At 40.9% G+C, this 11,276-nt stretch carries 12 protein-coding genes and 1 pseudogene; all 13 read right to left on the bottom strand.

Annotated features, from left to right (window positions below; all coding sequences use genetic code 11):
* Positions 1-487 (bottom strand): annotated as a pseudogene (locus tag CXF78_RS05390) (F0F1 ATP synthase subunit beta); the annotation flags it as partial.
* A 35-nt stretch (positions 488-522) separates the two neighbouring features.
* Positions 523-1,383 (bottom strand): F0F1 ATP synthase subunit gamma, encoded by an 861-nt coding sequence (gene atpG / locus CXF78_RS05385; RefSeq protein WP_011639451.1) that lies wholly within the window; start codon positions 1,381-1,383, stop codon positions 523-525.
* A 53-nt stretch (positions 1,384-1,436) separates the two neighbouring features.
* Positions 1,437-2,978, bottom strand: coding sequence for a F0F1 ATP synthase subunit alpha (gene atpA / locus CXF78_RS05380; RefSeq protein WP_011639452.1), 1,542 nt, complete (start codon positions 2,976-2,978; stop codon positions 1,437-1,439).
* 14 nt (positions 2,979-2,992) lie between these two features.
* A complete protein-coding gene (gene atpH, locus CXF78_RS05375) occupies positions 2,993-3,526 on the bottom strand; it encodes a F0F1 ATP synthase subunit delta (RefSeq protein WP_011639453.1) in 534 nt (177 codons plus the stop codon).
* 16 nt (positions 3,527-3,542) lie between these two features.
* Complete coding sequence (atpF, locus tag CXF78_RS05370) at positions 3,543-4,013, bottom strand: F0F1 ATP synthase subunit B (protein ID WP_011639454.1); 471 nt, start codon at positions 4,011-4,013, stop codon at positions 3,543-3,545.
* Between the two features lie 37 nt (positions 4,014-4,050).
* Entirely contained in the window at positions 4,051-4,302 is a 252-nt protein-coding gene (atpE, locus tag CXF78_RS05365; protein ID WP_011639455.1) for a F0F1 ATP synthase subunit C, read from the bottom strand.
* Between the two features lie 65 nt (positions 4,303-4,367).
* Positions 4,368-5,162 (bottom strand): F0F1 ATP synthase subunit A, encoded by a 795-nt coding sequence (gene atpB / locus CXF78_RS05360; RefSeq protein ID WP_011639456.1) that lies wholly within the window; start codon positions 5,160-5,162, stop codon positions 4,368-4,370.
* Between the two features lie 12 nt (positions 5,163-5,174).
* Positions 5,175-5,558 (bottom strand): ATP synthase subunit I, encoded by a 384-nt coding sequence (locus CXF78_RS05355; protein ID WP_086019818.1) that lies wholly within the window; start codon positions 5,556-5,558, stop codon positions 5,175-5,177.
* Positions 5,559-5,783: 225 nt separating this feature from the next.
* A complete protein-coding gene (locus tag CXF78_RS05350; RefSeq protein ID WP_102036199.1) occupies positions 5,784-6,665 on the bottom strand; it encodes a ParB/RepB/Spo0J family partition protein in 882 nt (293 codons plus the stop codon).
* A gap of 9 nt (positions 6,666-6,674) precedes the next feature.
* Complete coding sequence (locus tag CXF78_RS05345) at positions 6,675-7,463, bottom strand: ParA family protein (protein WP_011639459.1); 789 nt, start codon at positions 7,461-7,463, stop codon at positions 6,675-6,677.
* A gap of 62 nt (positions 7,464-7,525) precedes the next feature.
* Positions 7,526-8,146, bottom strand: a complete 621-nt coding sequence (rsmG, locus tag CXF78_RS05340; RefSeq protein ID WP_102036198.1) for a 16S rRNA (guanine(527)-N(7))-methyltransferase RsmG — start codon at positions 8,144-8,146, stop codon at positions 7,526-7,528.
* A 112-nt stretch (positions 8,147-8,258) separates the two neighbouring features.
* A complete protein-coding gene (gene mnmG / locus CXF78_RS05335; RefSeq protein ID WP_102036197.1) occupies positions 8,259-10,148 on the bottom strand; it encodes a tRNA uridine-5-carboxymethylaminomethyl(34) synthesis enzyme MnmG in 1,890 nt (629 codons plus the stop codon).
* Positions 10,149-10,619: 471 nt separating this feature from the next.
* Positions 10,620-11,060, bottom strand: coding sequence for an FMN-binding protein MioC (mioC, locus tag CXF78_RS05330; protein WP_102036196.1), 441 nt, complete (start codon positions 11,058-11,060; stop codon positions 10,620-10,622).
* Between the last annotated feature and the right edge of the window lie 216 nt (positions 11,061-11,276).

Below are 11,276 nucleotides of genomic sequence, written 5' to 3'. Positions count from 1 at the left end.
TCATGTTGACTGTTTTACCAACACCAGCACCACCGAACAGACCGACTTTACCACCTTTAGCGAAAGGACAAACAAGGTCGATAACCTTGATACCTGTCTCTAATAGCTCAGTTGAATTTGACTGATCTTCGTATGAAGGGGCTGCACGGTGAATAACATAACGCTCTTCTTCACCAATAGGACCCGCTTCATCGATAGGCTCACCCAATACGTTCATAATACGGCCAAGGGTTGCAACCCCTACCGGAACAGTAATTGGTGAACCTGAGTTTGCTACCTCTAGACCACGACGCAGACCATCAGAAGAACCCATAGCGATGGTACGAACTACACCACCACCTAGTTGCTGCTGAACTTCCAGCACCAAACCATTACAGGCGCCTTCACCAGTGATCTTCAGAGCGTCATATACTCGAGGTACAGAATCTTGTGGAAACTCTACGTCCACAACCGCGCCAATTACTTGGACAACAGTACCTGTGCTCATGATTAATCCTCTAAACTTGATTTCGTTACCTAAACCTAAACCGCTGCAGCGCCTGATACAATTTCCGACAGTTCTTGCGTAATAGCAGCCTGACGGGCCTTGTTATAGACGAGTTGCAAATCATCGATCATTTCGCCAGCGTTGTCTGTTGCCGCCTTCATAGCTACCATACGGGCAGCTTGTTCAGAGGCAATATTCTCAACAACACCTTGATATACTTGTGACTCCACATAACGAGTTAACAATAGGTCCAAAACTTCTTTTGGATCTGGCTCGTAAATATAATCCCAAGGATAACTAGCTACTTCTTCATCTGACTTAGGTAAAGGTAGCAGCTGTTCGATCACCGGAGTCTGGGTCATTGTATTAACAAATTTGTTAAACACAATGTACAGACGATCCAATTTACCTTCGTTGTAAGCTTTTAACATGACACGTACAGTGCCAATCAAATCAGCAAGTTTTGGCGCATCGCCTAAACCTGATGCATGGGCGGAAACTTCACCACCAAAGCTTTTAAAAAACTGAACAGAACGGGCACCAATTGGGCAAAACTCAACGTCTGCACCCTGTTCTTTCCATTTTTTAACGTCTGACACAACCTTTTTAAAGAGGTTGACGTTCAAACCACCACAAAGGCCACGGTCGGTTGCTACAACAATGTAACCAACCCGCTTGGCATCTCTCACCTCTAAATAGGGGTGTTTATACTCGAGAGTACCTTGCGCTACGTGACCGATCACCTTACGCATATTTTCTGCATATGGACGGCTCGCTGCCATGCGTTCCTGCGCTCTGCGCATTTTGCTGGCGGCAACCATTTCCATAGCGGAAGTGATCTTCTGAGTATTTTTAACACTCGCGATCTTGGTTTTAATCTCTTTAGCGCTGGCCATCTCTACTCTCCAATCTGGGACCTGAGGTGCCTAATGACACCCCGTGTTCATTATTACCAGGTTTGGGTTTCAATGAACTTGTCCATGCCTGCCTTTAACTCACCTTCGATATCAGCGTTATAATCGCCAGTAGCATTGATGGTGTTCATTAGGTCAGTATGTTGACTGTTCATGTATGAAAGCAGAGAGGCCTCGAAGCGACCGATTTCATTTAAAGCAACACCTTTAAGGTAGCCTTTTTCAGCTGCGAAAATAGACACAGACTGGGCAGCAACGCTCATAGGAGCATATTGCTTTTGCTTCATTAATTCGGTTACACGCTCACCATGCTCAAGTTGAGCACGAGTTGCATCATCTAAATCAGACGCAAACTGTGAGAACGCAGCAAGCTCTCGATACTGTGCAAGTGCAGTACGAATACCACCAGACAGTTTCTTGATGATTTTAGTCTGCGCAGCACCACCAACACGAGAAACAGAAATACCTGGGTTAACTGCTGGACGTAGTCCTGAGTTAAACAAATCAGTTTCAAGGAAGATTTGACCATCTGTAATAGAAATTACGTTGGTCGGTACGAACGCTGATACATCACCAGCTTGGGTTTCAATAATAGGTAAAGCGGTTAACGAACCAGTTTGACCTGTTACTGCACCTTTAGTGAACTTTTCTACATAATTCACGTTTACGCGTGAAGCACGCTCTAATAAACGAGAGTGTAGATAAAAAACGTCACCTGGGTATGCTTCACGTCCTGGTGGACGCTTCAATAGTAATGAAATTTGACGATAAGCAACTGCTTGCTTAGACAAATCATCATATACGATTAAAGAATCTTCACCGCGGTCACGGAAGTATTCACCCATAGAACAACCAGAATATGGCGCTAAGTATTGCAGTGCAGCAGCTTCAGAAGCTGAAGCAACAACAACAATAGTGTTAGCTAATGCACCATGTTCTTCAAGCTTGCGTACTACGTTAGCGATGGTAGAAGCTTTCTGACCAATAGCTACATAGACACACTTAATGCCTGATTCTTTCTGGTTGATAATTGCATCGATTGCCATCGCTGTTTTACCAGTCTGACGGTCACCAATAATCAATTCACGTTGACCACGACCAATAGGGATCATGGCATCAACGGCTTTATAACCAGTTTGAATTGGTTGTGATACTGACTTACGTTCAATAACACCAGGGGCAATCACTTCAACAGGAGAGAAACCATCGTTGTCGATAGGTCCTTTTCCGTCAATAGGCTCACCTAGAGTGTTAACAACGCGGCCAAGTAGACCACGACCCACCGGTACTTCAAGAATACGACCAGTGGTTCTTACTTTATCGCCTTCTGCTAAATTAGCATAAGGCCCCATCACTACGGCGCCGACAGAATCACGTTCTAAATTCAACGCGATTGCAAAACAGCCACCAGGCAGTTCGATCATTTCACCTTGCATTACATCGGCTAGGCCGTTAATGCGAATGATGCCGTCACTTACTGCAACGATTGTACCTTCGTTGCGAGCTTCACTAACGACGTCGAACTGCTGGATCCGCTGCTTAATCAGATCGCTGATTTCAGTGGAATTCAGTTGCATGCTCAAACTCCCAATTACGACTGCAGCTTTTCAGACAAACGCGATAACTTACCGCTTACCGAGCCATCAATGACTAGGTCGCCTGATTTAATAATTACACCGCCAATAAGCGATGCGTCGATGCTGCAATTCAGCTTAACTTTGCGTGCGAGACGTTTCTCTAAAGAAACACTAATTTGCTGCTGTTGCTCAGAGCTTAGCTCAGTAGCAGAAACCACATCGGCTTCAACTTCTTTTGCCCACTCATTACGGTATTCAGCAAAAAGTAGCGATACTGTTGACAGTATCCCTAAACGACCGTTTTCAGCCATTACCTTTATCAGGTTTTGACCTTGCTCATTGACTTGCTCACCGCATACTTTTATAAACAGTGTGGCAAGCTGTGTACTCGCGAGAGTACCATTAAGCAGTGGCTTTATTGATTCGTTTTCACTTACCAATGAAGCGAAAGTTAACATTTCTGTCCAACTTTCTACTGCTTTATGCTCAACAGCAAAATCAAAAGCTGCCTTTGCGTAAGGGCGAGCGATGGTGCTTAATTCAGCCATAACTCAACTCCCTTAATCAAATTTCAGCAACAAGTTTATTAACAATGTCACTGTGGGCTTCTGGATCAATCGTACGTTCAAGAATTTTCTCTGCACCAGCGATAGCTAGTAGAGCAACTTGCTTACGCAAATCATCTTTCACGCGATTACGTTCGTTTTCAATTTCTGCTTGACCCTGAGCGATAATTTTAGCGCGCTCAGTTTGTGCTTCAACTTTAGCTTCTTCAACGATTTGAGCCTTACGCTTATTAGCTTGCTCAATAATTTCGTTGGCAGTTACTTTTGCTTCTTTAAGTTGCTCAGTAGCTTTAATTTGTGCTAACTCTAGATCTTTTGCTGCACGGCCGGCATCAGCCAGACCATCAGCAATTTTCTTCTGGCGTTCTTCGATGGCATTCATCAACGGAGGCCATACAAACTTCATGCAAAACCACACGAAGAGAATAAAGGCAACCGTCTGACCGAATAGGGTAGCGTTGAAATTCACAACAGCCTCCTAGTTAGATTAAAGACAGAAGCGTTAGTTAAAGCATTGCACCCAATGGGTTAGTAAATAGCATAAATAGCGCAATACCTACACCAATCATAGTTACGGCATCTAAAAGACCCGCTACGATGAACATTTTAACTTGTAACATAGGCGCCATTTCTGGCTGACGAGCTGCACCTTCTAAAAACTTCCCACCTAAAAGGCCGAAACCAATAGCTGTTCCTAATGCACCCATACCAATGAGTAGAGCAACAGCAATAGCCGTCATTCCTAATACAGTTTCCATATCTATCTCCAATATTCTAAATCGTTGTTATTAATGATTTAGGTCAAAAAAATTTTCGGTTACCCTTAATGATCTTCATGCGCCATGCTTAAATAAACAATGGTCAACATCATGAAAATAAATGCTTGTAAAGTAATAACTAAAATATGGAAAATTAACCAACCTAGTTGTAATCCTACACCTAGAGCAGATAACGCCACGTTAGAACCGTACATCAATGCAATAAGGATAAATATCAACTCACCAGCGTACAAGTTACCAAATAGTCGAAGAGCCAATGAAATCGGCTTCGCAACTAGAGTTACTGTTTCTAATAATAAGTTGACGGGTATCATTGCCCAATGGTTAAAAGGCTGAAATGTTAGTTCTTTAACAAAACCTGAAACACCTTTGACTTTAATGCTGTAATAAATAATCAGCACAAACACACCAAGAGCTAAGCTGAAGGTAATGTTAACGTCTGTAGTCGGAACAACTTTTAGGTATGGAACACCAGCTAATAAAGCCAATGAAGGTAACCAATCGACTGGGATCATATCCATGAAGTTCATCATGAAAATCCAGACGAAAATTGTCAGAGCTAAAGGCGCAATAACAGGATTGCGGCCGTGAAAAGTTTCTTTCACACTGCTATCAACGAACTCAACAATGATCTCGACAAAACATTGAAATTTGCCAGGAACGCCTGTGGTCGCTTTTTTGCCGGCACGGTAAAACAGCCATAAGAACAACATTCCAAGCCCAACCGAAAAGAGCAACGAATCAATGTTCCAAGTCCAAAATCCTTCACCAACGGTTAAATTGGTAAGGTGATGTTGGATATAGCTCTGCTGTGTCATTTCTTCACCAGTTGCAGACATGATTCATCCCACTTAACTTTGCTTGAAATATAAAGGTGCTATCCAATGTACAACTAACACTAATGAGTAACAGGTAAAAAGCGGCATAAATCCAACTTTTAGATTGATAAACACTAACGAAAATAATGCAATGGTTAATAGCATCTTTACCGCTTCCCCCCAGTAAAAGCTTTTAATCACTTTTGCTGCAGAGCTTGCCCCACTATGTGAGAAAGCTAGGGTTGCGAATACAAAATTAGGAAGTACAGCAATTACGCCACCTGCAAGTGCAGATAGGCCATACTGTGCTCCCCACATAACGAAAAATAGTGTTGAAATAATACTCGCGACTGCCGCTTGTACCAGCACTAATTTATAGGCTGCTAACCTGCCACGACGCGCTAAAACATTACCCAACTTCATATCTCCGCATTATTGCCTTTCGCGATCCTAATGTTAAATTTAATATATTAAACTAGCCTTAAGATTCAAAAAGCCTGCAAAGTATACCTTTTCGCGCTTTGTTTGCAACTTTGATGATAGTAAAACAACGATTTTACGCACGATTCAGCGCTAAATAATCAAAAACTAAAATTAGACCTATGTCACAAACTTACTAATGAAATTGGTTTGTTCCACATTTTAGCGAATTTTACTTAAAATTCCGTCTAATTCAGCGAGATTCTGGTAATTTATTACAATTTTGCCTTTACCTTTACTACCATGATTGATAGCAACCTTGGCACCGAGTCTTTCAATTAACTCTTGTTCTAAACGACTAACATCATGATCTTTAGCTGGTGTTTCGGCGTCTTTAGCCGGATTTAGGGCTTTATTAACTAATCGTTCAGTTTCTCGAACAGTCATTTCTTTTGAGGCTACTAATCGAGCTAAATTTGTCTGTTCATCGCCTTCTACCGCCAATAAAGCACGGGCATGGCCCATGTCGATATCACCGTTTTCTAACAAACGTTTAACAGGTTCATTAAGGCTATTTAAACGCAATAAATTAGACACACTAACACGAGATTTACCAACAGCATCAGCCACTTGTTGATGTGTTAATTCAAATTCTTCTAATAATCGCTGTAAGGCAATGGCTTCTTCCATTGCATTTAAATCTTCTCGCTGAATATTCTCAATTAGCGCGATAGCGACTGCAGCGTCATCAGCCACTTGCTTTACAATACACGGGACTTTATCAAGTTTAGCGAGTTGAGCAGCACGCCAACGACGTTCACCGGCAATAATTTCATAATTAGTTGCAGAAATTTTACGTATAACAATAGGTTGTATAACACCTTGAGCACGAATTGATTCTGCTAGCTCTTCTAGTGCTTCCGGCGACATATCTTTACGTGGTTGATACTTACCTGGTTGCAACAAATCAAGATCAAGGTGAAGTAAGTCATTTAACGATGCAGATTGCGGCTCTTCTGCTTGATCATTTTTACGACTAGCAGTATTACTGTGGCTTAACAAGGCATCCAAGCCTTTACCTAAACCGCGTTTTTTTAAGGTCATTTTTGTATCCTACGCTTGTTTGGGTTGAGTTTGCTGTTCTGCACGACGGATTATTTCACCTGCTAGGGCTAAATAGGCTTTAGCTCCAGCACTTGATTTGTCGTAATACATGGCAGGTGCACCAAAACTAGGTGCTTCAGCTAAACGAACATTTCGCGGTATGACAGTGCGATACACTTTCTCACCAAAATGCTGTTTGAGTTGGTCTGATACATCATTAGATAAACGATTACGCGGATCATACATAGTCCGCAAAATGCCTTCTATACTTAATGTAGGGTTAACCATTGCGCCTAGCTTGGTAATGGTGTCAATTAACGCGGTTAAACCTTCTAGGGCATAATATTCACATTGCATTGGCACAAGCACTGAATCAGCAGCAGACATGGCATTTACAGTTAACATATTGAGAGATGGCGGACAGTCGATAAAGATAAAGTCATAATCATCTTTGATCGGTGCTAATGCATTGCGTAAACGGATCTCACGCGCATAAAATTCCATTAATTTAATTTCAGCAGCAGTGACATCACCATTACCCGCGATCAAATCATATTTACCAATGGTATTTTTAATCACTATTTCGGCAAAGGGTTTTTCTTCGACTAATAATTCATAAGCGGTGTTTTCGACTTCATATTTATCGACACCACTGCCCATAGTCGCATTACCTTGAGGATCTAAATCGATCAACAACACTTTACGCTTTGTGGCGGCAAGTGATGCGGCTAAATTAACGCAAGTAGTTGTTTTTCCAACGCCACCTTTTTGGTTGGCTACGGCAATGATTTTACCCACAATGTCATCCTGTCTTAAAGTTATTGATGTCCGGTTAGCTTAATTAGCGAAAGAAATGCGAGTTATTGCTTAGCAATTTTTAATAAATGTCGCTGTTCATCTAACATTGGTACATGCAATACAATGGTTTCTACCAACGAAAATCCTGTTGGCATCTCTTGTAATTCTTGCTGATTTAACTGGCCTTTTAATGCATAAAAAGTGCCTTTCTCGGTCGGTAAATGATGACACCAACTGAGCATATCTTGAATTGATGCAAATGCTCGGCTTAACACACCATCAAATTTGATCTCTGGGATATAAGCTTCAACTCGACTTTCTACCGAAGTAATATTATTGATTTTTAATTCAAACTGAACCTGTTTTTGAAAACGGATCCGTTTACCTAAACTATCTAGCAATACAAACTGCTTATCTGGATTCATAATCGCTAATGGGATCCCTGGTAAACCGGGGCCAGTTCCCACATCGATAAAACGTTGTCCTTCAAGATAAGGAGAAACGGTCAAACTGTCCATAACATGACGGATTAACATTTGCTCAGGATCGCGAACAGCGGTGAGATTATAAGCCTTATTCCATTTATCAAGCATTTCAACAAAACCTATTAATTGTTTTTGTTGAAATTCAGTGGCCGACATATTCATTTCAGCTAAATAGGTTTTAAGTTGGGCAGATAACACAGAAAGCCTCGTAGGTTGCATGATAAAGACGGCAGTTATTATGAAGCCGTAAAAGCACTAAGGGAAGCCTTATGGCTTCCCTTGTGGTATTGAGTTGTAAAAATAACTAGATTTATGCGATTTTTCGCAATAAACCTCGTTTTTTCAAATGTACTAGCAAAATTGAGATAGCTGCAGGGGTAATACCTGAGATCCGTGATGCTTGTCCAACAGTGTCAGGTTTATGATTATTCAGTTTTGCGATCACTTCATTTGATAAGCCTGGTACTTCCTGATAATCCAGATCAAGGGGCAATAATGAATTTTCATGACGGATCGCTTTATCAATTTCATCTTGCTGACGCTGAATGTAACCAGAGTACTTAACTTGAATTTGTACTTGTTCAGCTGCTTGTTGATCTTCAAGTCCAGGACCAAAACCCTCTAATGACATAAGCTTTGCATAATCCATTTCAGGACGGCGTAGCAAGTCTTCAAATGATGCTTCACGTGAAATAGGGGTGTTTAATTGTGGATTAAGTACTCCTAATAAAGCAGAATTTGGGTGAACCCATTGGCTGCGCAAGCGCTGAAGTTCTAATTCGATCGATTCTCTTTTGGCAATAAATGATTCCCATCGCTTATCATCAACTAAGCCTAATTCACGGCCTTTCTCAGTTAATCGTAAATCGGCATTATCTTCACGTAGTAATAAACGGTATTCCGCACGACTGGTAAACATACGGTACGGTTCTTTTGTACCTAAGGTTGATAAGTCGTCAACTAAAACGCCTAAATAAGCTTCATCACGACGTGGGCACCAGGCCGTTTTTCCTTGAACTTGCAGTGATGCATTCATTCCAGCAAGTAAACCTTGAGCTCCGGCTTCTTCGTAACCAGTAGTACCGTTAATTTGGCCGGCGAAATAGAGTCCTTCGATGGCTTTAGTTTCTAATGAGTTCTTAAGATCGCGTGGATCAAAATAATCATATTCAATAGCATAGCCAGGACGCATAATTTCGGCGTTTTCCATGCCTTTAATTGAGCGGACTAAATTTAATTGAACATCAAACGGTAAACTGGTTGAGATACCATTTGGATAAATTTCATTAGTACTTAGTCCTTCAGGTTCAATAAATATCTGATGTGACGACTTGTCTGCAAAACGATGGATTTTATCTTCGATAGACGGGCAATAACGTGGTCCGATCCCTTCTATAACACCTGAGTACATAGGGCTACGATCTAGTCCTCCACGAATAATATCGTGGGTTTTCTCGTTGGTATGAGTGATAAAACATGAAACCTGTCTTGGATGCTGACTAACATCACCAATAAATGACATTACTGGAAGTGGTGTGTCACCTTTCTGCTCAGTCATTTGTGTAAAATCAATGGTATTAGCATCAATACGTGGAGGTGTACCTGTTTTTAAACGGCCAACACGGATATTTAATTCACGTAAACGATTCGCTAATGCAATTGCTGGTGGATCGCCTGCACGGCCACCACTGTAATTTTGCATACCAATATGGATTTTACCGCTTAAGAATGTACCCGTTGTTAATACAATTGCAGGTGCTTCGAAAGCTAAACCCATTTGTGTTACTACACCAATAACTTTATCGTTTTCAACAACTAGGTCATCAACAGCCTGTTGGAAAATACGTAAATTAGGTTGGTTTTGTAAAATATGCTGGATTTTTTGACGATATAGCGCTCTGTCTGCTTGTGCACGTGTTGCACGAACGGCAGGGCCTTTGCTTGAATTTAATGTTCTAAATTGAATACCGGCAAAGTCAGTGGCTGTTGCCATTGCACCACCTAAGGCATCAATTTCTTTTACCAAATGGCCTTTACCAATCCCGCCAATAGCAGGATTACAAGACATTTGGCCAAGTGTGTCGATGTTATGGGTCAACAATAATGTTTTTGAGCCCATTCTTGCAGCGGCAAGTGCTGCTTCAGTTCCGGCATGACCACCACCAACAACAATTACATCAAACCGTTCATGAAAATGCATTATCTGACCTTTGATAGCTAAGAAAGTTAAATTCGAATTTAATCTGTTTTCGATTGGATCATTTTAGCACTTGCTTGTCTGAACGTGAACGATCATTTTTCACTGATTGATCAAGATGTGGTTTGCTTAATAGATCTTAAGATCTTTATATAGATCTTTTTATTATGTTTATTATTAGGATCGGACTTTTCTGTTGATAACTTTTATTTCTTTTTAAAATCAATATTTAAAGTCAAAACTAACCTGTGATCTGATCGCGATCAAACTCAAGATAACATGGGGATAGATCGGGTAGTTATCCACAAGGGTGATCATTGAGCAGATCGGACTGTGAATAGTACAGAGTTATGATCGCTAAAAATAATAGCTTATCCACAAACTTATACTAATAAGTAATATATTGTGGATAAGTATGATCTAATCTGTGAGTTGATCAGGATTTATTCAGGATATGATCGGATCTATATAGGCTTAGATAAGATGCTGCCATTGCAATAACCACGCTACAGCAGGTTCTTCAGGTATTGGATCTCGTTGCACGTCTATTTGGATCTTATCCACAATAGCGTTAGATCCATTCTGTAAAAGTAGTGAGGTTATTTTTTCAGGTCCTTGGCAGAAAGTATCGTAACTAGAGTCGCCAATAGCACATAAAGCGAACTTGATATGGCTAAGATCGGGCATTTCGATCATTAATTGCTTATGAAACGGAACTATATTGTCGGGAAGATCGCCTGCTCCATGAGTAGAACATACAAGGATCCACACTGGAAAATCTGCTAATTCATCTATATTAGGCTCAATAAAGACCGCTGTTTGATGATTTAACTCAGCAAGTTGAGCCGCCATTTCATCGGCAACATATTCTGAACCGCCTAATGTTGTGCCTACTAATAATGCTACTTTTGCCATCTTGACTCCAAATTATCTGTGTATTTCATTATTGCATACCTGTTTTGATCGCTGTGGGGCGATGCATTCGGCTATTTTACTCGTTCAATTACGATTAATGTTGGCTTATTTGTGTTTATAAAGGGGGATAACTGTGTAAATAACTGTGCTTTAGGCGTTTTTAAGTGCTTTTATTTAGGCTTTGTTTATTGGTTAACATGAGTTTTTAATGTTTTT

This window comes from Shewanella sp. 11B5 (assembly GCF_002836795.1).
Classification (GTDB): Bacteria; Pseudomonadota; Gammaproteobacteria; order Enterobacterales; family Shewanellaceae; genus Shewanella; species Shewanella frigidimarina.
This window is presented reverse-complemented; position numbering and strand designations above follow the sequence as displayed.